General features: G+C 75.5%; 22 protein-coding genes. 14 read left to right on the top strand and 8 right to left on the bottom strand.

Features of this window, described 5'->3' with window-relative positions:
• Positions 1-11: 11 nt before the first annotated feature.
• The 4 genes from ATL51_RS25740 to ATL51_RS25725 all read right to left on the bottom strand — a co-directional run bounded on the left by ATL51_RS25740 (position 12) and on the right by ATL51_RS25725 (position 5359).
• Complete coding sequence (locus ATL51_RS25740) at positions 12-1211, bottom strand: homogentisate 1,2-dioxygenase (RefSeq protein WP_073573966.1); 1200 nt, start codon at positions 1209-1211, stop codon at positions 12-14.
• Positions 1186-2928: an FAD-dependent monooxygenase gene (locus ATL51_RS25735; RefSeq protein WP_100880207.1), complete on the bottom strand. Its 1743-nt coding sequence runs from the start codon at positions 2926-2928 to the stop codon at positions 1186-1188. The genes ATL51_RS25740 and ATL51_RS25735 overlap by 26 nt, the downstream gene beginning before the upstream one ends.
• Before the next feature lie 25 nt (positions 2929-2953).
• On the bottom strand, positions 2954-3913 hold the full coding sequence (locus tag ATL51_RS25730) for an MBL fold metallo-hydrolase (RefSeq protein ID WP_100880206.1): 960 nt from the start codon (positions 3911-3913) through the stop codon (positions 2954-2956).
• Between the two features lie 171 nt (positions 3914-4084).
• The gene (locus tag ATL51_RS25725) at positions 4085-5359 is read right to left on the bottom strand and encodes a TetR family transcriptional regulator (protein ID WP_100880205.1); all 1275 of its coding nucleotides are present in this window, start codon (positions 5357-5359) and stop codon (positions 4085-4087) included.
• Positions 5360-5552: 193 nt separating this feature from the next.
• Between ATL51_RS25725 and ATL51_RS25720 the strand changes: the two genes are divergently transcribed.
• Both ATL51_RS25720 and ATL51_RS25715 read left to right on the top strand, forming a co-directional pair.
• Positions 5553-5762 carry a hypothetical protein gene (locus tag ATL51_RS25720; protein ID WP_100880204.1) on the top strand — a complete coding sequence of 70 codons (210 nt, stop codon included), beginning with the start codon at positions 5553-5555 and terminating at the stop codon, positions 5760-5762.
• Between the two features lie 178 nt (positions 5763-5940).
• The gene (locus ATL51_RS25715; protein WP_157818526.1) at positions 5941-6273 is read left to right on the top strand and encodes a hypothetical protein; all 333 of its coding nucleotides are present in this window, start codon (positions 5941-5943) and stop codon (positions 6271-6273) included.
• A gap of 82 nt (positions 6274-6355) precedes the next feature.
• On the opposite strand, the gene ATL51_RS25710 is transcribed toward ATL51_RS25715, so the two are convergent.
• Entirely contained in the window at positions 6356-7072 is a 717-nt protein-coding gene (locus tag ATL51_RS25710; protein WP_100880202.1) for an alpha/beta fold hydrolase, read from the bottom strand.
• Between the two features lie 166 nt (positions 7073-7238).
• Between ATL51_RS25710 and ATL51_RS25705 the strand changes: the two genes are divergently transcribed.
• From ATL51_RS25705 to ATL51_RS25680, 6 genes are all read left to right on the top strand, one after another.
• Complete coding sequence (locus ATL51_RS25705) at positions 7239-8429, top strand: FAD-dependent monooxygenase (protein ID WP_301549191.1); 1191 nt, start codon at positions 7239-7241, stop codon at positions 8427-8429.
• 110 nt (positions 8430-8539) lie between these two features.
• The gene (locus ATL51_RS25700; RefSeq protein WP_100880200.1) at positions 8540-9460 is read left to right on the top strand and encodes a LysR family transcriptional regulator; all 921 of its coding nucleotides are present in this window, start codon (positions 8540-8542) and stop codon (positions 9458-9460) included.
• A complete protein-coding gene (locus ATL51_RS25695) occupies positions 9457-10560 on the top strand; it encodes a mandelate racemase/muconate lactonizing enzyme family protein (protein WP_100880199.1) in 1104 nt (367 codons plus the stop codon). Before ATL51_RS25700 ends, ATL51_RS25695 begins: the two co-directional genes overlap by 4 nt.
• A 26-nt stretch (positions 10561-10586) precedes the next feature.
• On the top strand, positions 10587-11426 hold the full coding sequence (gene catA / locus ATL51_RS25690) for a catechol 1,2-dioxygenase (RefSeq protein WP_100880198.1): 840 nt from the start codon (positions 10587-10589) through the stop codon (positions 11424-11426).
• Positions 11426-11710: a muconolactone Delta-isomerase family protein gene (locus ATL51_RS25685; RefSeq protein ID WP_073573973.1), complete on the top strand. Its 285-nt coding sequence runs from the start codon at positions 11426-11428 to the stop codon at positions 11708-11710. Before catA ends, ATL51_RS25685 begins: the two co-directional genes overlap by 1 nt.
• Positions 11711-11924: 214 nt before the next feature.
• The gene (locus tag ATL51_RS25680) at positions 11925-12359 is read left to right on the top strand and encodes a hypothetical protein (protein WP_100880197.1); all 435 of its coding nucleotides are present in this window, start codon (positions 11925-11927) and stop codon (positions 12357-12359) included.
• Here ATL51_RS25680 and ATL51_RS25675 read toward each other — a convergent pair.
• The gene (locus tag ATL51_RS25675; RefSeq protein WP_167410051.1) at positions 12346-12978 is read right to left on the bottom strand and encodes a TetR/AcrR family transcriptional regulator; all 633 of its coding nucleotides are present in this window, start codon (positions 12976-12978) and stop codon (positions 12346-12348) included. The two genes, ATL51_RS25680 and ATL51_RS25675, sit on opposite strands and share 14 nt — an antisense overlap.
• 117 nt (positions 12979-13095) lie before the next feature.
• On the opposite strand from ATL51_RS25675, the gene ATL51_RS25670 reads away from it, so the two are divergent.
• Entirely contained in the window at positions 13096-15138 is a 2043-nt protein-coding gene (locus ATL51_RS25670; RefSeq protein ID WP_100880195.1) for a fatty acid desaturase, read from the top strand.
• Between the two features lie 90 nt (positions 15139-15228).
• On the opposite strand, the gene ATL51_RS28485 is transcribed toward ATL51_RS25670, so the two are convergent.
• Entirely contained in the window at positions 15229-15432 is a 204-nt protein-coding gene (locus tag ATL51_RS28485; protein WP_139282678.1) for a hypothetical protein, read from the bottom strand.
• A 353-nt stretch (positions 15433-15785) separates the two neighbouring features.
• On the opposite strand from ATL51_RS28485, the gene ATL51_RS25660 reads away from it, so the two are divergent.
• Together ATL51_RS25660 and ATL51_RS25655 are read left to right on the top strand one after the other, a co-directional pair.
• Complete coding sequence (locus ATL51_RS25660) at positions 15786-18047, top strand: hybrid sensor histidine kinase/response regulator (RefSeq protein WP_301549190.1); 2262 nt, start codon at positions 15786-15788, stop codon at positions 18045-18047.
• Positions 18032-20806, top strand: coding sequence for a SpoIIE family protein phosphatase (locus ATL51_RS25655; RefSeq protein WP_322789700.1), 2775 nt, complete (start codon positions 18032-18034; stop codon positions 20804-20806). The genes ATL51_RS25660 and ATL51_RS25655 overlap by 16 nt, the downstream gene beginning before the upstream one ends.
• A gap of 49 nt (positions 20807-20855) precedes the next feature.
• Here ATL51_RS25655 and ATL51_RS25650 read toward each other — a convergent pair whose 3' ends face one another.
• Entirely contained in the window at positions 20856-22331 is a 1476-nt protein-coding gene (locus ATL51_RS25650) for an alpha/beta hydrolase (RefSeq protein ID WP_100880192.1), read from the bottom strand.
• Between the two features lie 193 nt (positions 22332-22524).
• On the opposite strand from ATL51_RS25650, the gene ATL51_RS25645 reads away from it, so the two are divergent.
• The 3 genes from ATL51_RS25645 (at position 22525) to ATL51_RS25635 (ending at position 24704) form a co-directional block, all read left to right on the top strand.
• The gene (locus tag ATL51_RS25645; RefSeq protein WP_100880191.1) at positions 22525-22941 is read left to right on the top strand and encodes a hypothetical protein; all 417 of its coding nucleotides are present in this window, start codon (positions 22525-22527) and stop codon (positions 22939-22941) included.
• Positions 22938-23921, top strand: coding sequence for an Acg family FMN-binding oxidoreductase (locus ATL51_RS25640; RefSeq protein ID WP_157818525.1), 984 nt, complete (start codon positions 22938-22940; stop codon positions 23919-23921). The genes ATL51_RS25645 and ATL51_RS25640 overlap by 4 nt, the downstream gene beginning before the upstream one ends.
• 132 nt (positions 23922-24053) lie before the next feature.
• Positions 24054-24704 carry a response regulator gene (locus tag ATL51_RS25635; protein ID WP_100880189.1) on the top strand — a complete coding sequence of 217 codons (651 nt, stop codon included), beginning with the start codon at positions 24054-24056 and terminating at the stop codon, positions 24702-24704.
• The last annotated feature ends 1 nt before the right edge of the window (position 24705 follow it).

Raw genomic sequence — 24705 nt, 5'->3', positions numbered from 1 at the left:
GGTCGGCCCGGTCACCGGGCCGGACCGCGCCCCGCCCAGCTCCACGCGTACGACGGGTCCTCGCAGGCCCGTCCGCCCTCACCGAGGGCCAGCGGCCGGAACGTGTCGACCATGACCGCGAGCTCGTCGAAGGACTCCGCGCCGAGCGCCCGCTCGACCGCGCCGGGCTGCGGGCCGTGGCTGTGCCCGCCCGGGTGCAGCGAGATCGACCCCTGCCCGATCCCGGAGCCCTTGCGGGCCTCGTAGTCGCCGCCGCAGTAGAACATGACCTCGTCGGAGTCCACATTGGCGTGGTAGTAGGGCACCGGCACGGCGAGCGGGTGGTAGTCGACCTTGCGCGGCACGAAGTTGCAGATCACGAAGCCGGAGCCCTCGAAGACCTGGTGCACCGGCGGCGGCTGGTGCACGCGGCCGGTGATCGGCTCGAAGTCGGCGACGTTGAACGTGTACGGGTACAGGCAGCCGTCCCAGCCGACGACGTCGAACGGGTGGGTGGGCACCACGTAGCGGGTGCCGGTGATCCCGTCGGGCCCGCCGCGGTGCTTCACCAGCACCTCGACGTCGGTCTGCTCGACGAGCAGCGGCGCCCCCGGTCCGTGCAGGTCGCGCTCGCAGTACGGGGCGTGCTCGAGCAGCTGGCCGTAGCGCGACAGGTACCGCTTGGGCGGGGCGACGTGCGACGACGCCTCGATCGCGTAGGCGCGCAGCGGCTCGGACCCGGTGGGGACCCAGCGGTGGGTCGTCGCCCGCGGGAGGACGACGTAGTCGCCCCCGGCCACGTCCAGCGCCCCGAACACGGTCTCCACGATCGCCGCCCCGGACTCCAGGTAGACGACCTCGTCGCCGACGGCGTTGCGGTAGAGCGGGCTGGTCTCCCCCGCCACGACGTAGGAGATCCGCACGTCGGCGTTGCCGAGCACCAGCCGGCGCCCGGTCACGACGTCGACCGACTTCCAGTCCGGGGTGCCGAGGTCGTGCAGCCGCAGGTGGCGCGGGAGGAGCGGCCGGTTGTCGGTCAGCGACTGGTCGCCCGGGTCCCAGGGGGTGGCGTCGACGATCGCCGACGGGACGCCCGCGTGGTAGAGCAGCGAGGAGTCCGAGGAGAAGCCCTCCTCCCCCATCAGCTCCTCGTAGTAGAGCGTCCCGTCGGGACGCCGGTGCTGGGTGTGCCGCTTCGGCGGGACGTCACCGGCTCGCCTGTAGTACGCCATCGTGGCCCTCCTCCGGTCCGTTCGATGTCCGTGCCCGTGGCGGTGGCGCCGTCGTGCCGCGGGCGGTCGCGCGGGCGAGGGCGGCCGCGACGTCGTCGCGGGACGGGGCGGCGAGCACGGCGGCGACGTGGGCGTCCGGGCGGAGCAGCCATACCTCGTCGGGCCGGGCGGCCAGGGCGGCCGTCACCGTCGGACCGCGTCCGTCTCCGTCCCCGTCTCCGTCCTCGTCCCCGTCCTCGTCGAGGGCTCCGGTGCCCGTGCGGCCGTCCAGCTCGGCGAGGGCGAGCACCCGGACCGGGCCGGGCGCACCGGCCGCCGCTGCGGCGACCGCGTCCGCGTCCGCCAGTGGGCCGGTGAGCAGCAGGAACCCGTCGCGGGCCAGCGCGCGCAGCCGTCCCGGACCGGCTGGGGAGCGCACCGGGGCGTCCGGGACGAGCACCCCCGGTCCCGCGGGCGGGACCTCGCCGCGGGCGGGGCGCCCGGCGAACGGGCGACGCGCGTCGGCGGTGGTCAGGGCGGAGTCGACGTACCAGAACGGCTCGGCCAGCCGGCCCGAGTCGACCCGCGCCCGGGCCGCGGGGTCGGTCGCCGCCGCGGCGAGGACCTCGGCGCGGGCCCGCACCCGCTCCGCGTCCCGCGGGACCAGGAAGTCCATCGTCGCGGTCGTGACGGCGACGTTCTCCCGGGCGGCCGCGTGCCGCTCGGCGTGGTAGCTCTCCAGGAGCTCCTCCGGCGCCCAGCCGCGGCCGACCCAGGCGATCTTCCAGGCGGCGTTCTCGGCGTCGGCGACGCCGGAGTTCAGCCCGCGGGCACCGAACGGGGACACCAGGTGTGCCGCGTCGCCCGCCAGCAGGACCCGGCCGCACCGCATCCGGTCCACCACGCGCGAGTGGAACCGGTAGACCGAGGACCAGACCACCTCGTGGTCGACGTCCCCGATGACCGCGCGGATCCGGGCGTCCAGCGCGCCGGACGCGGTCTCGGCGTCGAGGTCGTACCCGGCCGGGACCTGCCAGTCGATCCGGAACGTCGAGTCCGGACAGGGGTGGACCAGCACCTGGCGGCCCGGGTTCGCGGCCGGGTCGAAGTGGAAGCGGCGCTCGGTGGCCCACCCCGGGAGGTCGGCGCGGACGTCGCAGATCAGGAAACGGTCGTCGAAGCTGGTGCCCTCGAAGGTGACCCCGAGCAACTCGCGCAGCGCGTCGCCGCGGGCACCGGCACAGACGACCACGAAGCTCCCCGCGACCCGCCCACCGCCGTCGAGGGTGACGGCGGCACCGTCGGCGGACTGCTCCACGCCGACGACGTCGTGCCCCCAGCGCAGGTCCACCAGGGCCTCGTCGGCGATCCGCTCGTCGAGTATCTGCTCGGTCCGGGCCTGCGAGAGGTTCACGAACGGCGGGAACGCGGGCCGCCCCGGCTCGGCGAAGGTGTGGGCGAACAGCTCGGTGTCGCGGTGGAAGGTGCGCGCGGTGGTCCAGGTGACGCCCTCGTCGGCGATCCGGCGCCCGGCGCCGACGGACTCCCAGACGTCGAGGACGTCGCGCTGCTGACAGATCGCCTTCGACCCGGCCCGGTCCCGCTCCGGCCGGCGGTCCAGCACGACCGTCGGGACGCCGTGGCGGGCCAGCAGCAGCGCGGTGGTCTGCCCGACCGGCCCGGCGCCGAGCACCAGGACGGGCGACGACGGCCAGGCCGGCGCGGCGGACGTCGACATGGGGTTCCCTCCCCTCGCCGGTGCCTCAGCCCTGCAGCCGGGCCCAGACCTCCTGGTCGCGTTCCGCGGTCCAGATCACCGGACGCTCCACACCGGACAGCTCGTCCCACAGCCGGGAGACGTCGAACGGCAGACAGTGCTCGAAGATCGGCCAGTGCCCGTAGTCGTCGACGAGTGCGGCGTGGGTCGCCTCGAACGCCTCCTTCAGCGTGCCGCCGCGCCCCTGCACCGCGCCGACCTCCCGGATCATGACCTGCAGGAACCCGCGGGTCTGGGCGATCGCGGCGTCGACCTCGGCGCGGCCGCGGCTGACCGCGCCGCGCCCGCCGACGAGTTGCTCGGTGCCGAGCGCGGCGAGCCGGTCGAGGGTGTCGCCCGCCCAGTCGCGGTGGAACGCGTCACCGGTGTAGAGCGCGGCCCGGGCCTCCACGAGGTCACCGGCGAACAGGATCCGGTGCCGCGGCAGCCAGGCGGTGATGTCGCCCTCGGTGTGGCCGCGGCCGTGGAACTGCAGCACCAGCTCGCCGCGGTCACCGCCCAGGTCGAGGGTGAGACGGTCGGCGAAGGTGAGCGTCGGCCAGGTGAGTCCGGGCACGGAGTCGGCGGCCTCGGCCAGCCGCGGCATCCGCGCGAACTCCGAGGCCCAGTCCTCCATGCCACGCTCGGCGATCAGGGCCGCGGTCGTCTCGTGCGCGACGACGGTCTGCGCGTCGAACGCGCTCGCGCCCAGCACCCGGACCGCGTGGTAGTGCGACAGCACGAGGTACCGGACCGGCTTGTCGGTGTGCTCGCGCAGCATCGCGAGCCACTTCCGGGCGGCGACCGGGGTGGCGAGGGCCTCGAAGCAGACGACGAAGTCCTCCCCCTCGATCGCGCCGATGTTCGGGTCGCCCTCGGCGGTGAGGGCGTAGACGCCGTCCGCGAGCACCTCGAGGGTCTGCTCCTTGGCGGCGGTGTCGGCGGAGGAGGCGAAGGGCTTGGCCACGGCGGGTGTCCTCTCGGAGCCGGAAGACGGGCGGCGACCGCGGCGACCCGTCGTCGGGACCTCCGACCGGCCGGGCACCCCCGACGATCAAAGGTTGAATCACTTGTGCAGGACCGTAGAGGGCCGCGCCGCCCGGCGCCAGGGCCGATCCGGCGGCGCGCGCCGAGCGGTTCAGGTCCGCCGGTTGATCCAGTCCGCCCGGTGCGCCGCCCGGGCGAGGCGGACGAGCAGGGTGTTCAGGGCGGCGAGGTCGTCGGCGCCGAGCAGCGCCGCCCACTCCGACTCACGGCGGTTGTGGGTGCCGAACGCGGCGACCAGCCGGTCGGTCCCCGCGTCGGTCAGCGACAGGTGCACGGTCCGCCGGTCCCCGGCGGCGGGCGTGCGCCGGACCAGCTCACCGGCGGCGAGGGTGTTGGCCAGGCTGGACACCGCGGCCCGGCTCATCCCGCACAGCTCCGCCGCCCGGCCCGCCTCCTGCCCGCCCGCGACCCACAGCGTGAACAGCAGCCGGAACGCCGACCAGCTCCATCCGGCGGGGCGGTGCACGGTCGACTCGAGGTCGTAGACCAGGGAGCCGGCGATCCGGTGCAGGTTCAGCACCAGCGCCATGGCCTCGCGGTCGGTACCGGGGAGCCGATCGCCGGCGCGGGCGAGCGCGACGTCGGTGAAGGCGAGGAACCCGTCCGCGCCGTTCCCGCTGCCGTTCCCGCTGTCGTCCACGCTGCTCATGCTGTTGTCGGCCCCGCCCCGTGCGACCGCCTCCCGGCCCGGTGACCGCGCCCCGGCTGCCGGCGGGTCCCCGCCCGGCCCGGCGGTCCCGGCCCGGGCCGCGCCGCCGCCGAGCCCCGCGAGGAACGCGGCGACCACCTCGCCCGGCGCCGCCCCCGCTCCGCCCGGCCCCGGCGTGGCCCCCGATCCGCCCGACCCCGGCGACGTCCCCGCTCCGCCGGACCCCGGCTCGCCCAGTGCCTGCACCCCGTGGAGCAGGGCCAGCAGCTGCTCCACGAGCACCCCGTCGGGGGCCGGGGCGACGATCCCGCCCGCCCGCCGGCCCTCCTCGATCCGGGCCGCCAGCCGGGTCCGCCACCGCGCGGTCACCTCCGCGAGGACCGCGGCCGGCCCGGGTCCGGACGCCGCGACCCGGGCGAACGGCGTCCCGGTGTGCGCGATGACCTCCTCGCAGAACATGTGCAGCGCCGCCACCCCGGACAGCCCGGCCGCACGCCGCGCCACCCGGGCGTCGAGGTCGTCGAGGGCCCGCCGGAACGCGCACTCCACGATCGCGGCGCGGCCGGCGAAGTAGTGCGCCGGCGCCCCGTGTGCGACCCCCAGTGCCGCGCTGACCTCCCGCAGCGTGACCGCGTCCGGACCGCGCTCGGCGATCAGCCGCCAGGCGGCGTCGGCGATCTCGCCCCGGCGCTGCTCGTGGTCCACCCGCTTCGGCACGGCCGCTCCTCGTGGTAGCTCACGTTTTTTCTACACCAGGAGAACCATGCCGGGCCGTGCCAGATCCGGACGATCCTAGTCCATTCGGGCTAACGATGAGTCGTCGTCGCCCGTCACCGGGCTGCTCGGCCTGACCCTCGCGCTCGGCGGCTCGGACACCCCGCGCGAGGCCCCGCACGGCGCGAACACCGTCATGCCGGCCCGGCTGTTCGTGACGGTGCACGGCAGCGGGGGCGACATCGTCGACGCGCCCACCGGGCGGCCCCACCCCGACGCACCACAGGTGCACGTCGACGTCGAGCGGCGCCAGGTCGGGATCCGCGTGCCGCACTCCGCATGGGACCCCGCCGACGCGACGCACCCCGGCGGCGCCGTCGTCGGCGTTCTCCGACGCGGCCTTTAGGTTCCCCCAGCCCTTCGAGGCGCCCTACCGGAACCAGAAGCGCGCGATCGCGGACGGCGACCTCTCCGGGACGTTCTCGCCGGTCAACCCGTACCTGCGGGAGTTCCGCCACCTCGACGCGCCGGTCGACGCCGACGCCGAGGACGTGCTGGAGATCCGATCGGCCGGGGTCGGCACCGTGACCGTCGATCCGGAGCGCGCCGGCGTCGGGTGCGACGCCCGCCTCGACGTGCACACCGACGGCCCGCTGACCGTCATGCTCGACGACTGCGGCCGGACCGAGACCTTCGACGGCAGCGACTCCGGTGGCCTGGCGAAGCCGGCGACGTTCGCGCCCGCCGACCCGCTGGCGCCGCTCGGCAACCCGGCGCAGGGCACGCCGCTCCCGCCGGAGGTGGGCAACGCCCCGCAGGCGCCGCTGCAGGAGCTCCCGCCCCTGCGGTTCCCGCCGAACCAGCTCGGCCAGGACCCGGCGCCCGGTGACGGCGCACAGGAGTCCCCGACCGGCTGACCCTCCGCACGGGCACGGGCACGGGCACGGGCACGGGCCCCCGGGACACCCGGGGGCCCGCTCCGGTGGGTCAGGACGCGACTCAGGCCTTCAGCAGGGCCTCGGCCAGGGCGTCGGGGCGGGTGAAGCAGCCCTCGTGGCTGCCCGGCACGGTGACCGGGGTGACCCCGAGCCGCTGCGGGAAGCGATCCCAGCCGTACTCGCCGGGCGGCAGCGCGACGTCCTCGGTCGAGAGCACGTAGGCCACCGGCACCCCGAACGTCGCCGGGTCGATCGGTTCCACGGTCTCGGTGAAGTACTGCAGCGGCTGCGGCACCAGGAGCTCGTGCACCAGGCGCTGGACCGGCTCGTCGGCGTCGTTCATGAATGCGCCCTGCCACACCTCGAACGGCAGCGCCACGGAGTTGTCGCCCGAGGCGGCGGCCTGTCCCTCGAACAGCTCCCGGTACTGCGGGGGCACCTCGTCGTTGAGCGAGCGGCCCGCGGCGGGCACGAACGCGCTCCAGTAGACGAGCTTGCGCAGCCGGGGGGAGACCCGGTGCGCGGCACCGGTGATCACGTAGCCGCCCCAGCTGTGCCCGACGAGAGTCACGTCGGTCAGGTCGTGCGACTCGATCAGGTCGACGACCGCGTCCACGGTGTCGGACAGCCGGTAGCGGGTCGGGTCGTCACCGTCGTGCAGCCCCGGCAGGGTGGGGGTCAGCACGCGGTGCCCCGCCGCACGCAGCCGCTCGGCGACCGGGCGCCAGGCCCAGCCCCCGTGCCAGGCACCGGTCACCAGCACGAACGTCTCGGACATCGCTCACTCCTCGTCGAGGTCGGAACGGGGCAACGGCCCCCGGCGGGTGAGCCTGGCGGACCGGCGGGGCCCGGAGAAGAGGCCGTGCGGGTCGTGCCGAAAGGGGTCCCGACTGAGACGATCCGTGGAGAGATACCCCCTCGGTATCCGTGTCAGGATCAGAGTCATGGACGAATCAGTGGTGATCGTCGGTGCCGGGATCGGGGGCCTCTCGCTGGCCCTCTCGCTGCACGCCCGCGGCGTCCGGGTCACCGTGCTCGAGCGGGCGGCCGAGCTGCGCGAGGTCGGCGCCGCCGTCGCGCTGTCGGCGAACGGGCTGCGCCCGCTGGACGAGCTCGGACTGCTGGGCGAGTTGGAGAAGGTGTCCGCCCAGCCGACCGAGCTCATCCACCGCGGCTGGCGCGACGACGAGCGGGTGACCGCCTTCCCGGTCGGCTCCGACGGCAGCTACCGGCGCCGCTTCGGCGCCCCCTACCTGGGCATCCACCGCGCCGAGTTCCAGCGGGTACTCGCCGGCGCCTGCCCCGCCGGGATGGTGCGGCTCGGCTGCGAGGTGACCGCGGTCGACCCGGACGGGACGGTCACCCTCGCCTCCGGGGAGCGCGTCCGGGGCTCGGTCGTCGTCGGTGCGGACGGGGTGCACTCCCGGGTGCGCTCGGTCGTCGACCCCGCGGCCCGCCCCCACTACACCGGGACGTCGGCCTTCCGGGGGATCGTCGACGTCGCCGACGCCCCGCTGCTGCCCGACCCGGGCGCGATCCAGTTCTGGATGGGCCCGGACGCGCACGTGCTGCACTACGCGATCGGCCCGCACGCCGAGCAGATCAACTTCTTCGCGGTGCTGGAGGGCCCCGACCCGTGGACGGGCGAGACCGGGCCGACCGACACCGCCCCCGGCACCCTGGCGCGGGCCTTCGGCGGCTGGTCCCCGGGCGTCGTGCAGATGTTGACGGCGGTGCCGCAGTCCCCGCGCTGGCCGCTGTACACGCTCCCCCCGATGACGCGCTGGTCCCGTGGCCGCGTCGTCCTGCTCGGCGACGCCGTGCACACGATGCTGCCGCACCACGGTCAGGGCGCGAACCAGTCCATCGAGGACGCGGCGGTGCTCGCCGACCTGCTCGCCGCCCCCGGTGCGCTCGACGGCGGCCACACCGCGGTGTTCGACCGCTACCAGCGGCTGCGCCGGGCGCGGACCCGGTCGATCCAGCGCAGCTCGCTGGTCACCAGCGGGCTGCTGCACCTGCCCGACGGCCCGGCGGCCGACGCCCGCAACGCGGGGCTGACCGGGCTGGACCCGTGGTTGACCTGGATCCACGGCGTCGACGCGCGGGCCGGCACCCGGCCCGTACCGGCCTGACCCGGGATTCAGCTGATCCACCTCTGAATCGGACCCTTTCCGGTCTTTGTGTCTACAGAGTCGCGCGCCTACCGTCAGGTGACGCGCCGGATGCGAGGGAGGTGACGGGAATGGATCTGCGGCAGCTCCGCTACTTCGTGGCGGTCGCGGAGACGCGGCACTTCGGCCGCGCCGCCGAGCGGCTGCACATGGCCCAGTCCCCGCTCTCCCAGGCCATCCGCCAGCTGGAGAGCCAGGTCGGCGCCACCCTGTTCGAGCGCACCACCCGCCGGGTCGACCTGACCCCGGCGGGGGCGTCGCTGCTGGAGGACGCGCGGCGGATCCTCGCCGGTGTCGAGGACGCGCGCCGCCGCGTCGAGCAGGTCGCCGCGGGTACCGAGGGCGTGGTGACCGTGGGTGCCACCGACCTCGCCGCCTACCGGCTGCTGCCGCGGCTGGCCCGGGTCGCCGCCCGCCGGATGCCGGGCGTCTCGCTGCGGTTCCTGCCCGGGCTCCTCACCGCCGCCCAGGAGGACGCGCTCGACGAGCGCCGCATCGACCTCGCCGTGCTGCGCCCGCCGGTGGTGCGTCCGGAGATGTCGGTCCGCCCGATCGCCCAGGAACGGCTCCTCGCGGCGCTGCCGGCCACGCACCGGCTCGCCGGGGCCGGGACGGTCGCGCTGGCCGAGCTGCGCGGCGACGACTTCGTCGCCTACGGCGCCCCCGGGTCGGTGGTCGACTCGGTCGCCACCCAGGGCTGCCTGGACTCCGGGTTCCTCCCGCGGCGCCGCACCGAGGCCCGCGACACCCCCATCCTGCTCACCCACGTCGCCGCCGGTGCCGGGGTCGCGTTGCTGCCCGAGTCGGTGCGCGCCCTGGGCACCGAGGGCGTCGTCTACGCCGACCTGGACCGCGAGCTGCGCGTCGACCTGGCCCTGGCCTGGCGCACCGACGACGACTCCCCCGCCCTCGTCCGGCTGCTCGACGTGCTCGCCGAGCGCGCCCACGAGCTGGACCCCCGCCCCGCCACCGTCCCCGGAGGACCGCAGTGAAGATCGTGGCCGTCGAGGCGATCCCGTTCGCCGTGCCCTACCGCAAACCGCTGCGGTTCGCCTCCGGCGAGGTGCACTCCGCCGACCACGTGCTGGTGCGGGTGCACGCCGAGGACGGCGTCGTCGGCGTCGCCGAGGCCCCGCCCCGCCCCTACACCTACGGCGAGACCCAGGCCTCCATCCGCGCGGTGGTCGACACCGTCTTCGCCCCCGAGATCGTGGGCCTGAGCGTGTTCGAGCGGGAACGGATCCACGCCGTCCTGGACCGCACGATCGGCAACCCCACCGCGAAGGCCGCGATCGACATGGCCGTCTGGGACGTCATCGGGCGCCGGCTCGGCGTCGGCGTCTCCGAGCTGCTCGGCGGATACACCGACCGGATGCGGGTCTCGCACATGGTCGGCTTCGCCCCCGACGACGTGATGGTCGCCGAGGCGCAGCGGATGCGCGACGAGCACGGCGTCACCACCTTCAAGGTCAAGGTCGGCCGCCGCCCCGTCGCGCTGGACACCGGCGCCTGCCGGGCGCTGCGCGAGGCGCTGGGCCCCGACGTGGAGCTCTACGTCGACGGCAACCGCGGCTGGACCGCGTCGGAGGCGGCGCGGGCCCTGGACGAGATGGCCGACCTCGGCCTGACCCTGTCCGAGGAGCTCATGCCCGCCGACCAGGTGCTCGGGCGACGCTGGCTCACCGCCCGCACCACCGTCCCGACCGTCGCCGACGAGTCCGCAACCCGACCCGGCGAGGTGACCCGCGAGCTGCTCGACGGCGCCGCCACCATGATCAGCATCAAGACCGCGCGGACCGGGTTCACCGGCTCGCAGCGGGTGCTGCACCTGTGCGAGGGACTCGGCACCGAGGTGGTCATGGGCAATCAGGTCGACGGTCAGCTCGGCACCGCCTGCACGGTCGCCTTCGGCGCGGCGCACCGCCACACCAGCGCCCGCGCCGGGGAGCTGTCGAACTACCTCGACATGAGCGACGACCTGCTCATCGAGCCGCTGCGGATCAGCGGCGGCGAGCTGCGCGTCCCCGGCGGGCCCGGGATCGGCGTCGACGTCGATCCCGACAAGCTCGCCCACTACCGCACCGACACCTGAGCACCGCCCCACCACAGGAGAGAGACATGTCCGAGACCGCCACCGCCGCCGGCTCCGGCGCGAACGCCACCGCCACCTTCGCGAAGAAGGAGCGCACCGGCGCCGCCGCCGACCCGGCCCGGGTGTCCGCCATCGCCACCGACACCCTGCAGGCCCTGCACGAGGTCATCCGCAAGCACGAGGTGACCTATGCCGAGTACGACGCGCTCAAGGCGTGGCTGATCCAGGTCGGCGCCGACGGCGAGTGGCCGCTGTTCCTCGACGTGTTCGTCGAGCACGTCGTGGAGGAGGTCGCCAACGCCGACCGCCGCGGCGCCGTCGGCACCATCGAGGGCCCGTACTACGTGCCGGGCGCCCCGGTCATCGAGTCCGGGTCCGCGATGCCGATGCGTCCCGACGAGAAGGGCACCCCGCTGCTGTTCCAGGGCACCGTCACCGACCTCGACGGCACCCCGGTCGCCGGCGCGACGGTCGATCTCTGGCACGCCGACGACGAGGGCTACTACTCCCAGTTCGCCCCCGGCATCCCCGAGTGGAACCTGCGCGCGGTCGTCCACACCGGCGCCGACGGGCACTTCGCGTTCCACACCATGCAGCCCGCGCCGTACCAGATCCCGACCGACGGCTCGACCGGCGCGTTCATCGACGCAGCGGGCTGGCACCCGTGGCGGCCCGCGCACCTGCACCTCAAGGTGTCCGCGCCCGGCAAGCAGCCCGTCACCACCCAGCTCTACTTCGACGGCGGGGACTACGTCGCCGACGACGTCGCCCAGGCCGTCAAGCCGGAGCTGGTCCTGCACCCCGGCCCGGCCGCGAGCGGCACCGGCAACGAGGTCACCTACGACTTCGCGCTGGACCCCGCCTGATGGCCCGCTTCGCCGTCCGGATGGAGGTCGACCTCCCCGCCGACATGGACCCCGACGCCAAAGCCGACCTGCTGGCCCGGGAGAAGGCCTGGTCCCAGCAGTGGCAGCGGTCGGGTGAGTGGGTGAGCATCTGGCGCTGCGTCGGCGAGTACGCCAACCTCTCGATCTTCGAGGTGCGCGACAACGAGCAGCTCCACGAGATCCTGTGGGGCCTGCCGCTGTTCCCGTACATGACGATGCAGGTGACCCCGCTGGCCACGCACCCGTCGGACATCCACGCCTGAGCCCCGCCGGGGCGCCCGGACCCGGTGACGGGCGCCCCGGCGGCCACGCCGACGGCTTCACCGCCTCCGGGCACCCGGCCCGGGACCGGTTCGGCGAGCACCTGCTCGGCTGAGCCCGGCCCGTTTTTACCGTCGGCTTCCCCAGGGCTGTCCGCGGGCTGAGGTGGGGCGTCCTAGCGTCGGGGACACAGCGTCGACCGTCCCCGGAGGCCCGATGATCCAGCCGGATCTGCAGCTCGTCGGACCCGCCGAGTTCGCCCGCGACCAGACCCTGCTTCTTCTCGCCGGCGACCCGGCCCTCACCCGGTCCGGTGTCACCTTCGCGAGCGTCGTCGCGCTGCCGGGGATCGGCGGGTCGTACGCCGTGCCTGCCCGCGCGACCGAGGACGTGCTCGCCCTGACCTGGTCGCCGCCGCGCGCCGCGGCCGACGGCACGGTGTGCCAGCGCGTGTGCCTGTCGGTGGTCCCGTCCCGCGACGGGCACCGGCGCGGGGGCGCAGCGGTCCTGCGGGCCGCCGGGCGGGCACTGCTCGGTGCGGGCGGCTCGGTGCCCGGCGTCGCAGCGATCGGCGTCGCGCGGCCGCACATCCAGCGCTGCGTCGGCGACGGCGTCGTCACGACCGGGTTCGACGTCCTCAGCCGGGGCTGACCCCGGTCCCGCCCGGCCCGGCGGCGCCGCCGAGGAAGCCGCGGAGCAGCCACCCGGCCTGCGCGACCGCCGGCTCGGTGGAGTCCCCCGGTGACGTGGCGTGGCTGACCACCAGCCGCACCACCCCGTCGACGAGCCGGGGCAGGTCCACGACCCCGGCCAGGGCCGGGTGGAGCGCGGAGATCTCGCGCAGCAGCGCCGTCGCCGCCCGGTCGCGCACCACGTCGGGCCGGGCCGTCACCAGCGGGAGCAGGCTCTCCCCCACGCCGTCGTCGACGGTGAGGATCGACGTCAGGAGCGCGTTGCGCGCCCCGTACTCCAGCACGTCGCGGACCGCGGCCACCACGCCGGCGACGGCGTCCGCGGGGTGGGCGCGCATCTGTTCGCACATCACCGCGACGAACCCGTCGGTCTCGCGGCCGACCAGTGCGCTGCCCAGCTCCGCCTTGGTGCCGATCTCGTTGTAGAGGTGCTGGCGGCTGATTCCCGCACGCCCGGCGACGGCGCTCATCGTCAGCGACGACCACCCCGACTCCGTCGTGATGTCCCGCGCGGCGTCGAGGAGCCGCGTGCGGAGAACCTCCCGCCGCTCCCGCCGGAACGCACCCGAGCCCGCCACGCCTGCACTGTACAGAGCAACCACCGATGACTGATCTGTTGACAGATAACCCGTGATTGTCAACTATTCCTACGGGCGGTCGACGACGACCGCGCTCCGTCCGGTCAGGAGGCAGCCATGAGCACGGCGGCGGGAACCACACGCGAGGGAGCCGGCGGCGACCGGCCCGCGGACCCCGGGCGGCCCGTACCCACCCCGGGGATCACGCTCCCCGTCGTCGCACTGCCGACCCTGGCGTTGTTCCTGGGCTCGCTCGCGGCCTGGGTGGGGGCGACCGCCCTGGTCCTGACCGGGACCGACCCGTGGCGCTACCTGGTCACGGTGCCGGTGCACGCCCTGGTCACGTTCGCGATGTTCACGGTGCTGCACGAGACCGTCCACCTCGCGGGCGGACGCCTGCGGTGGGTCAACGAGGTGCTCGGCCGGCTGTCGATGCTGTTCGTGGTGGCCTGGGCCGCGTTCCCGATGCTGCGTTACCTGCACATCGAGCACCACCGCAACACCAACGAGGACACCTCCCGCGACCCCGACGCGTGGACCGAGTCGGGCCCGGCGTGGAGCTGGCCGCTGCGCTGGATGACCATCGACCTCTGGTACGTGCGCTTCTACCTGCCCCGGATCCCGAGCAGACCGCGGGCCGAGCTCGTCGAGCAGGCCGTGGTGTTCCTCGTCGTGGTCTCCGCGTTCGTCGCGACGGCCATGACCGGCCACGGCTGGGAGCTCCTGGTGATCTACCTGATCCCGCAGCGGCTGGGCATCGCGCTGCTCGCCTGGTGGTTCGACTGGCTGCCCCACCACGACCTCGGCGAGACCGCCCGGTCCGACCGGTTCGCCGCGACCCGCATGCGGGTCGGCTGGGAACGCCTGGTCACCCCGCTGATGCTCGGCCAGAACTACCACCTGGTCCACCACATCCACCCGACCGTCCCGTTCTACCGCTACCAGGACGTGTGGCGCCGGGCGATGTCGGACTGGCTCGACCGCCCGGTCCCGATCACGACGGTCCTCGGCTCGGACCTGTCCCCCGCCGAGTACCGGGCGTGGCGACGGCTGACCTCCCACACCGACCGCGACGCCGACCTCCCGACCCGCCCGCACCCGCTGCGCGTGACCGCGGTGGACCGGCTCACCCCGGACGCGGTCGCGGTCACCCTGGAGGTGCCCGGCGAGCTGCGCGACGTGTTCGCCCACCGCCCCGGCCGCCATGTCACCGTGGGTGCGCGGATCGACGGCGAGCTCGTGCGGCGCAGCTACTCGATCTGCTCCACCGACGGGTCGGCGCTGCGCATCGCCGTGCGCCGCGTCGACGGCGGACGGTTCTCGACGTGGGCGGGCTCCGCGCTCGCCGTCGGCGACACCCTCGAAGTCACGCCGCCCTCGGGGCAGTTCGTCCTGCCCGCCGGCCCCCGCGGGGACCGCACCGTCGCCGCGGTCGCCGCGGGCAGCGGCATCACCCCGGTCATCGCGATCCTCACCGCCGCCCTCGACGAGGACCCCGACCGCCGCGCCGTCCTGCTCTACGCCAACCGCGACACCGAGCACACGATGTTCGCCGACGAGCTCGACGCACTCGTCCGCCGCTCCGGGGGGCGGCTCACCGTCGTGCACCACCACTCGCGGTCCGGTGCCGCCGGGTCCGCCGACGGGTCCGCACCGGACGGCACGACGCGCACCGTCGTCCCGGGCCGCCTCGGCGCGGACCGGTTCGCCGAGCACCTCACCACGCTGCCGGTGGACGACGCGGACTGGTTCCTCTGCGGGCCGCCGCCGATGCTCGACGAGCTCGTCGGCGTCCTCGACGCCCACGGCGTCACCCCGGACCGGGTCCACCGGGAGTTCTTCGTCGCCCCCTCCGGCGACGACGGCGACGCCGTCCCGACCCGTCCGGCCGTGGTCACCGTGCGCCGCGGCGGGCGGGAGACCGTCACCCGGAGCCGGGGCACCGCGTCGCTGCTGGAGACCGCACTCGAGGCCGGGGTCGAGGCCCCGTACCTGTGCGCGGGCGGCATCTGCGGCACCTGCCGCGCGCAGGTCGTCACCGGCGCGGTGCACATGCAGCAGAACTACGCCCTCACCGACGACGAGGTGGCCTGCGGCGCGATCCTCACCTGCCAGTCCCGGCCCACCACCGACGAGGTGACCATCGACTACGACCGGTGACACGCGCATTCCGGTCGATTCCCGGGAACCCGGCAGCACCGGCGACCGCGGCACCGACCGGGGAGTGAGCGCGGTCCGCCGACCGGCCGGTCAGATCGCGCCGGTCAGCTCCCCGGTGACCACGCGGCGCTCGTTCTCCGTCCGCCAGGCGCGGTAGTCGGCGTCGTCGGCGGCGGTCCCGATCCGGGCGATGCAGTCGGCGCAGAGGTCCGCGACCTGCAGCAGGCAGTCCTGGCCGCAGTCCCGGCACGCGATGAGCTCAGCGATGGGGTCGTTCACGGTCGCTCCGGACATGACCCCGAGCCTACCGAGGGCGCCCGGCAGCCCCGGCGTGGCCGGTCCGACACGCGGGACCGGCCCCGGCGTCGACGCCGGTCCACGAGCCGGTCCGGCAGCGTCCCGGCGGGCGGCGTCCACGACCGCTCGGTCGCCACGGAGGCGCTCCGACCGAGGTGGTCGTGGGCGGGCGTCGGCGAACGGCCCGTCCGCCGCGTGGTCGAGCGGGCTGTCGAACGGCCCGTCGACGAGCCCGTTCACCTGGACGACGGTGTCGCAGATGCTGTCGCGCCGCGGAGACGAGTGGCGCACGTCCGGACGGGGTCGGCTAGGTTTTCCACGGCCGCCCGACGGGGCCGAGGAGGTGGTTCGTGCGCGGCGACGACGACGCGGTCGAGAGCACGCGGTCCGACCTCGTCCACGCCGCGATGGCGGCCCACGACTGGTCCTCCCACCCGCTCGGCCCGCCCGAGCGCTGGTCACCGGACCTGCGCAGCGTCGTCCGGATGCTGCTCGACTCCCGGTTCTCGATGTGGATGGCGTGGGGCCCGGACCTCACGATGTTCTACAACGACGCCTACCGGGGCGACACGCTGCGCGACAAGCACCCGTGGGCGCTCGGCCGCTCCGCGCGCGAGGTGTGGGCCGAGGTCTGGGACGACGTCGGCCCGCTGATCGGGTCGGTGCTCGCCGGCGGCGGGGCCACCTGGGACGAGGACCTCCTGCTGTTCCTCGAACGCAGCGGCCACCCCGAGGAGACCTACCACACCTTCTCCTACAGCCCGCTGCACGAGGACGGCGCCGTCGCCGGGATGCTGTGCGTGGTCACCGAGAACACCGACCGCGTGCTCAGCGAACGGCGCATGCAGACCCTGCGCGACCTCGCCGCCGACCTGGGGCCGACCCGCACCGGGGCGCAGGTGTACGCGGCGGTCGGGCGCGCGCTGGCCGGCAACCCGCAGGACGTGCCGTTCGGGCTGGTCTACGAGTTCACCGAGGACGACGGGACCCGGCTCGCCGGCTCCGCGGGCATCGCGGCCGACGCGCCCGGTGCCGATCCGGCCGGCTGGCCGCTCGACCCGGTGCGCGAGGGCGGCACCGCGGTCGTCGAGGACCTGGCCTCCCGCCTGCCGGGCCTGCCCCACGGCGCCTGGCACCGGCCGCCGTCGCACGCCGTGCTGGTCCCGCTCGCCGGGGCGCAGGGCGAGACCCGGATCCGGGGGGCGCTGGTCGTCGGGCTGAACCCGTTCCGGACCTTCGACGAGCGCTACCGGGCCTTCGTCGACCTCCTGGCGGGCCAGATCGGGGCCGCGCTGGTCGCCGCGGGTGCCTACGAGGCCGAGCGCGAGCGGGCCGAGGCGCTCGCCGAGCTCGACCGCGCCACGACCGACTTCTTCTCCAACGTCAGCCACGAGTTCCGCACGCCCCTGACGCTGATCATGGGACCGGTCGAGCGGCTGCGCGACGACCCGCCGGGGCCCGACCGGCTCGCCGCGGAGCTCGACGTCGTGCACCGCAACGCGCTGCGCCTCGGGCGGCTGGTCACCACGCTGCTCGACTTCTCCCGGCTGCAGGCCGGACGGCTGCGCGCCACGTTCGAGCCGACCGACCTCGCCGCCTTCACCACCGAGCTGACCAGTCTGTTCCGGTCGGCGATGGAGCGCGCCGGGCTGGACTACACGGTGGACTGCCCGCCGCTGCCCGGGCCGGTCCACGTCGACCGGGAGTCCTGGGAGAAGGTCGTCCTCAACCTGCTGTCCAACGCGCTGAAGTTCACCCTGGACGGCCGCGTCGCGGTCGCCCTGCGCGCCGACGGCGACGACGCGGTCGAGCTGACCGTCGCCGACACCGGGGCCGGGATCGCGGCCGAGGAGCTGCCCCGGCTGTTCGAGCGGTTCCACCGCATCGCCGGCGCCCGCGCCCGCTCGACGGAGGGGTCGGGCATCGGGCTCGCCATGACCCGCGAGCTGGTCACCCTGCACGGGGGGACGATCACCGCGGCGAGCACCGCGGGCGCGGGCACCACGTTCACCGTCCGGATCCCGACCGGCACCGCCCACCTCGCCCCGGACCGCGTCGCCGACACGGCGTCGGGCGGCGCACCGACCGCGACCTCGGAGGCGTTCGTCGGCGAGGCGCTGCGCTGGCTGCCCGGCCCGGCACCGGCGCCCGCACCCGTCGTCGAGGAGGGGGCGGACGCACCGGTCTCCGCGGGCCGGATCCTCGTCGCCGACGACAACGCCGACATGCGCGAGTACCTGCAGCGGCTATTGGCCGACCGCTACGAGGTCCAGCTCGTCGAGGACGGGAAGTCCGCGCTGACCGCGGCCCGGGAACGCCCGCCGGACCTGGTCGTCACCGACATCATGATGCCGGTCCTCGACGGCATGGAGCTGCTCGCGGCGCTGCGCGGCGACCGTCGTACCGCCGGGGTGCCCGTCCTGCTGCTCTCCGCCCGGGCCGGTGAGGAGGCCGCGATCGAGGGCCTCGGCGCCGGTGCGGACGACTACCTGGTGAAGCCCTTCTCCGCGGCCGAGCTCGTGGCCCGGGTCAACGCCCACCTGAAGCTGGGGCGGGTCCGCCGCGACGCCGAGGCCCGGTTCACCGCCATGCCGATCTGGCCCCGGCCCTGATCTGGGTCGCGGACCCGGACGGCGCGTGGACCTACGTCAACTCCGGCTGGCAGGAGTTCACCGGCCGGGAGGCCCCCGCGGACCTCGGCGACGGCTGGACCGACGGGCTGCACCCCCAGGACCGGCAGCGCTACCGCGACCGCGTGACCCCGGCGCTCGCGTCCGGGACGGGCTGGCAGATCGAGTACCGGCTCCGCCGCGCCGACGGCGCCTTCCGCTGGATCCTCGAGCACGCCGTCCCGCTGCACACCGGTACCGACGGCACGGTCACCGGCTGGGTGGGCAGCGGCACCGACATCAACGCCCGGTACCGCGAGTCCGAACGCCAGACGCTGCTCGCCCGGCTCAGCCGGGAGCTGGACGGCTCCGACGGCGTCGACGACCGGCTGCGGCGGCTGACCGCGCTGCTCGTCGAGACCCGGCTGGCCGACGTGTGCACGGTCCGCCGCGTCGACGACGCCGGGCATCTCGTCCGCATCGCCCGGTACGGTCCGGACGCCGCGACCGAGGAGGCGCTCGACGAGCGCCCCGCCGACACCTCGTTCGGCCTCCAGGTCCTCGACACCGGCGCCGCCGTCCTGTGGGACGACACCGCCCCCGGCGCGACGGTCCCCGGCTCCTCGATCCCCGCACGCTCCGCGATCGGGGTGCCGCTGTCCGCGCGCGGCCGGACGCTGGCCGTCCTGGTGCTGGTCCGGGGCCCGCGGACCACGCCGTACACCCCTGACGACATCGAGCTCGTCACCGAGCTCGCCGACCGGGCCGCGCTCGCGCTCGACAACGCGCTGCTGCTCGCCGACGAGCGGGCCAACGCCGACCGGCTGGCGCTGCTGCAGCGGGCCACCGCGCAGCTGTCGGCCGCCGCCGACCCGACCGAGGTGGCCCGGACCGTCGTCACCCATCTGACGGCGCTGCTCGGCACCTGCCGGATCGCGGTCTACGAGCTCGACCCGGCCGGGCAGCAGCTGCGGGCACTGGCCCTGCACGGCGTCGCCGACCCGCAGGCGTGGCGCGAGGTGCCGCTGACCTCGCCGGTGCCGGCGGCGGTGACCGCCCGCCGGGCCCGCGCGCTGTGGCTGGAACCGGGCACCGACTGGCGGGAGCGCCACCCGGAGATGGCCACCCTGCTCGACGCGCAGGGCCACGCGACCGTCTTCACCCTCCCGCTGGTCACCGCCGCCCGTACCGTCGGCGTCATCGCGGTCGCGTTCGGGACGCCGCGCCCGCTCACCCCGAACGAGCGCGCCACCCTGCTCGCCCTGACCGACCCGGCCGCGCAGGCGCTCGAACGCGCCCGGCTCTACCGCGCCGAGCGGGAGGTCGCCCACACCCTGCAGCGCACGCTGCTGCCCACCCGGCTGCCCGACCTCGACACCGTGGAGATCGCGGTGCGCTACCAGGCCGGCGCCGCGGGCACCGAGGCCGGCGGCGACTGGTACGACGTCGTCGACCTCGGCGACGGGCGGGTCGGGCTGTCGGTGGGCGACGTCGTCGGACAGGGCGTCGCGGCGGCCGCGGTGATGGCCCAGCTGCGTACCGTGCTCTCCGGGGCCGTCCGGCAGGGCCGCGACCCCGCGTCCGCGCTGGACCTGCTCGACGAGTTCGCGACCTGGATCCCCGGCGCCCGCTACTCGACGGCGGCCTGCGTGGTCGTCGACCCCGGCCGCGGGGAGCTGCGCTGGGCGCGGGCCGGGCACCTGCCCGTGCTGGTCGTCGACGAGAACGGCAGCCGCTACCTCGCGGGCGGCCACAACCCCGTCCTGGGCCTCCGCGGCCGGCCGCCCTTCGGCGAGGGCGTCGCCCCGATCGCGGCCGGGCAGACGCTGGTCCTCTACACCGACGGGCTCGTCGAGCGCCGCGGCGAGGTCGTCGACGAGGGGCTGGACCGGCTGGCCCGGATCGCCGCCGAGGTCGCGGGGCTGCCGCCCGAGCAGTTCGCCGACCAGATCGTCGGCCGGGCCCTGGCCGGGGCCGCCCACACCGACGACGCCGCGCTGGTCTGCGTCCGCGTCCTCCCGCCCGACATCGACCTCACCGTCCCCGGGTCCGCCCGGGAGCTGCCGGCGATGCGCCGCCGGGTCCGGCGGTGGGCCGGCCACGTGGGCCTGGGCGAGGACCTCGGCGACGACCTGGTCCGCGCGATCGACGAGGCCGCCGCCAACAGCGTCGAGCACGGCTACGCCGAGTTCGACCCGCCCGGCGAGGTGCACCTGCGCCTCGGCTACACCCCGCACGACGGCGTCCGGGCCCGGGTCGCCGACACCGGCCGCTGGCGGCCGCCGCTGCCCGACCCCGGCTACCGCGGTCGCGGCCTGCAGATGATCCGCGCCATCGCCACCACCGCCGAGATCGACACAGCGGGCGGGGGCACCGTGGTGCGCATGCAGATCACACCGGACCCGCGCACGCCCGCCGTGGCGCAGCAGCCCGCGCCGCCCGTACGGCCCTCCCCCGGACGCCGGCGCACCGAGCTGCACGACGACGGCCGCAGCGGCGACGCCCACCGCCTCACCCTGGCCGGCGACCTCGACCTCGCCGGGGCCGCCGAGATCCGCGACCGGCTCCTGGAGCTGGTCGCCGCCGGGCCGGTGCTCCTCGTCCTCGACGGACCGACCTACGTCGCGAGCAACGGCGCCGCCCTGCTCGCCGAGGCCGCCGACCGGGCGGGCGCCCGCGGGCACCGGCTGCGGGTCGAGGTGCCGCCGGGCCCTGCGCGGCACGCGCTGGAGCTCTCCGGGCTGCTCACGCTCCTGGGGTGAGGGCCCGTAGGCCCGGCACACAGCTGCCTGCCGAGCCGCCGCGAGCGGGTCAGCGGCAGACCACGTCGTCGGGCGGGAGTGTCCCGTCCACCAGGAACGACGTCGTGACCCCCAGCGCGCACGGGGTGTCCCCGACACCCGCGTAGACGCCGTGGCCGCTCCCGTTCTCGACGACGAGCCGGGCCCGGTCGCCGAACTTCTCCCGGAGGAGTTCACCGCCGCGCAGCGGGGTCACCGGGTCGTGGCGGTTCTGCACGACCAGCACGTTCGCCGGGCCCTCGTCGAGCACAGCGACCGGCGGCTCGGCGGGCTCGTACGGCCAGAAGGCGCAGGGCAGCACGTTCGCGCTCGCCGCGCCGTACACGGGGAACCGCTCGCGGTCCTGCGCCACCGCCCGCTGGTAGACCGCGACGTCCCGCGGCCAGGCGACGTCGTTGCAGGTGGTGGCGAGGAACGCCGTGTACGCGTTGTCCTGCGGCGACGGGCCCGCGGGCGGTGCCGGGGCGGGCGGCGCGTCGCCGGACAGCAGCGACTGCCAGGCCGCGGCGGTGCTGCCGTAGAGCGTCGGGCCGTACAGGCCGACGAAGGTGGCCGCCCGGAACATCCGGCCGTCGACCCCGCCCGACGGCCGGTCGTCGAGCCGCGCGGCGAGCCGGAGATAGGTCTGCCGCACCTCCTCCGGGGTGGCGCCCAGCCCGTAGGTGCCGTGCCGGTCGGCGGCCCAGCGGGCGAAGTCCCCGAAGGTCTCCTCGGCGCCGAGTGCGTAGCGGCGGATGCCGTCGGGGTCGAGGTGGGTGTCACCGACGTTGCTGTCGAGTACGACGCGGTCGGAGCGGTCGGGGAACAGGGAGGCGTAGGCCGCCCCGAGCGCCGACCCGTAGGAGAAGCCGAGGAAGCTCGCCTTCTCCTCGCCGAGCGCGGCGCGGATGCGGTCCATGTCCCGGGCGACGTTGGCGGTCGTGACGTGCCGCAGGTGCCCGTTGCGGTCGTTCGCCGCGCACCGCTGCGCCACCTCCCGCGCGACCTCGGCCGTCCGCAGGACCGCCGCGTCGTCGGCGGCGTACGGCGGGATGTTGCCGATGTAGTCCTGGTCGGTGGTGAACCCGCAGCTCACCGGGTCCGAGTGACCGACCCCGCGGGTGTCGAACCCGATGATGTCGTAGCTCTCCTGCACGCTCGCCGGCAGACCGCGCTTCACCAGGTCGTTCGCGAACGCCAGCCCGGACCCGCCCGGGCCCCCGGGGTTCAGGATCAGGATCCCGCGGCGCTTCTCCGGCTTCGTGCTCGCCAGCCGCGACACCGTGATCGTGATCTGCGCGCCGTCGGGGCTGCCGTGATCCAGTGGCACCGGGATCTGCGTGCACTGCAGCGCCACCAGCGGCGCCACCACGTCCGCGGGGCAGGGGCCCCACTCCGGCACCGCCGCGGGTTCCGCCGCCCCCGCGGGTGCGGCGACCGCCGCACCGATCAGCCCGGCCAGCAGCGCCGGCACCGTCGCCCGTACGAGCCTCCGTCGTCCTCGCATCGTTCCCGTCCCCTCGTCGCGGTCGGGACGGACGCTAGGAACGCCGTCCGGCTCCGCACATCGATCCGACGGCCACGGCCTCCGACCGAAGTCGTAGTGCGGGACCTTCGGCCGGGCCGGGCGTGCCGCCCGGCCCTGCCCTGCACCCGGCGTCCGGCGGAGCATCGGATCGGGGACGACGGAGGAGGTCACCATGGTCGAGGCCGGGGTGCGGGGGCAGTTCACGGTGATGGTCGCGCTGGCCGGCGCCGACCGGCGGTCGCTGGACACCGCGGCCGCGATCGGGACCGAGCTGGCGGGGCAGGGACTGCGGCCACTCCTCGTCCGGGCGGGCGACGCCCACACGCTCGCCGGGGTCGCCGGGGTCGTGCTCGTCGGGGCGTGGGGCAGGCCGTGGGCCCGCGCCGCCGCGAGCCGGTTCCTGCACCGGCACGCGACCGTGCTGCGGGTCCGTCCGCTGTGGATGGTCGACGCCGCGCCCGCCGGGGACGGGCACCCCCACCCGGTGCCGGCGCCGGATCTGGAGCTCCCGGTGCGGCTGCACACCGCCGGGACACACGACGGGCGGGAGTGGGCGGCCGGGCTCGCCGCCGCGGCGGTGTCGCGGTGACGGCGTCGCCGTCCGGGCCGGACGTGCTGCGGCGGGCGCTCGCGGCGGCGGTGCGCGCGCCCTCGGTGCACAACACCCAGCCGTGGCGCTGGCGGGTCACGACCGACCGGCTGGAGCTGCACGCCGACCCCGACCGACGGCTGCCCTACACCGACCCCGACCGGCGCGACCAGCTGGTCAGCTGCGGGTCAGCACTGGGCTTCCTGCACGTCGCGCTCGCCGCGCTCGGGGCGGGCCACGAGATCGTCCGGTTCCCGACCGGGGACCGGAACCACCTGGCGACGGTCCGGCTCACCGGGACGCCCCCGGAGCCCGCCGACCGCACGGTCGCGGCGCTGGCCCGGGCCATCCCGCGCCGTCGCACCGACCGGCGGCCCTTCCGCGAGGGCGTGGACTCGCGGCACGCGCGCGCGGTCCTCGGCGAGCACGCGGCGCGCTACGGCACCACCCTGCACAGCGTGACCGACGCGGTCGCCCGCGAGCATCTCGCCGCGCTGGAGGACACGGCCGCGCGGGAGATCCGCGCCCGCCCCGGCCAGGCCGCCGAGCTGCTGGTCTGGACCCACCGCTACCCGGGTTCCCACGACGGTGTCCCGGCCGGGTCGCTCCCCCGCGGCGCCCCGTGGCGGCCGGGCCCCGACCTGGGTGTGCGCTTCCCGGGCGGCTCGCTGCCGGCCCGGGCCGCCGCCCGCGACGAGGCCACGATCATGGTGCTGACCACCCACACGGACGACGACCCGGCCCGGCTCGTCGCCGGGGAGGCCGCCGGGATCGTGCTGCTCGCCGCCACCGCGCTCGGTCTCGCGACCTGCCCGCTCTCGCGGGTGCTGGAGACCTCGCGGACCCGGGCGGACCTGGCCCGGCAGGTCCTGCGCACCGCCGACCACCCGCAGCTGCTGCTGCGCGTCGGCCGGGCCCAGGACGACGCGGAGCTGCCGGAGACACCGCGCCGGAGCCCCGCCGACGTCCTGCTGCACTGACCGCCGCACCGGCTGCCGCGCCGGCGTCCCGGTGACGGGGAGCACCCGGGCGCCGGGACCTTCGGCCCGCCCGGTGTGCCCGGAACGCCGGTTAGCCTCGGTCCGACGACGACCCGGCCCAGGAGGACGACGATGACGATCTCGGTGTTCCTGCTCGACGACCACGAGATCGTCCGCCGCGGGCTGGCCCAGCTGCTCGGCATGGAGGACGACATCGAGATCGTCGGCGAGGCCGCGACCGCGGCGCAGGCCCTCGCCCGCGTCCCCGCCCTGCGCCCGGACGTCGCACTGCTCGACGTCCGGCTGCCCGACGGCGACGGCGTCTCGGTGTGCCGCGACCTGCGCTCCGCGGTCGTCCCACCGCCGGCCTGTCTGATGCTGACCTCGTACTCCGACGACGAGGCACTGTTCGGCGCGATCATGGCCGGGGCCGCCGGGTACCTGCTCAAGCAGGTCGCGGGCGTCGACCTCGTGGGAGCCGTGCGCACGGTCGCGGACGGCGGTTCACTGCTCGACCCGCGAGCGACCGCCGCGGTGCTGCAGCGGCTGCGCACCGGCGGCTCCGACGCCGACGCCGACCCCCGCTACGACACCCTCAGCCCACAGGAACAGCGGATCCTCGGGCTCGTCGCCGACGGGCTCACCAACCGTCAGATCGGCGCCACCCTGCACCTGGCCGAGAAGACCGTGAAGAACTACGTGTCCTCGATCCTGCACAAGCTCGGGTTCTCCCGGCGCACCGAGGCCGCCGTGTACGCGGTCGAGCGCCGCCACGGGCACTGAC

Source organism: Pseudonocardia alni (genome assembly GCF_002813375.1).
GTDB lineage: Bacteria > Actinomycetota > Actinomycetes > Mycobacteriales > Pseudonocardiaceae > Pseudonocardia > Pseudonocardia alni.
This window is presented reverse-complemented; position numbering and strand designations above follow the sequence as displayed.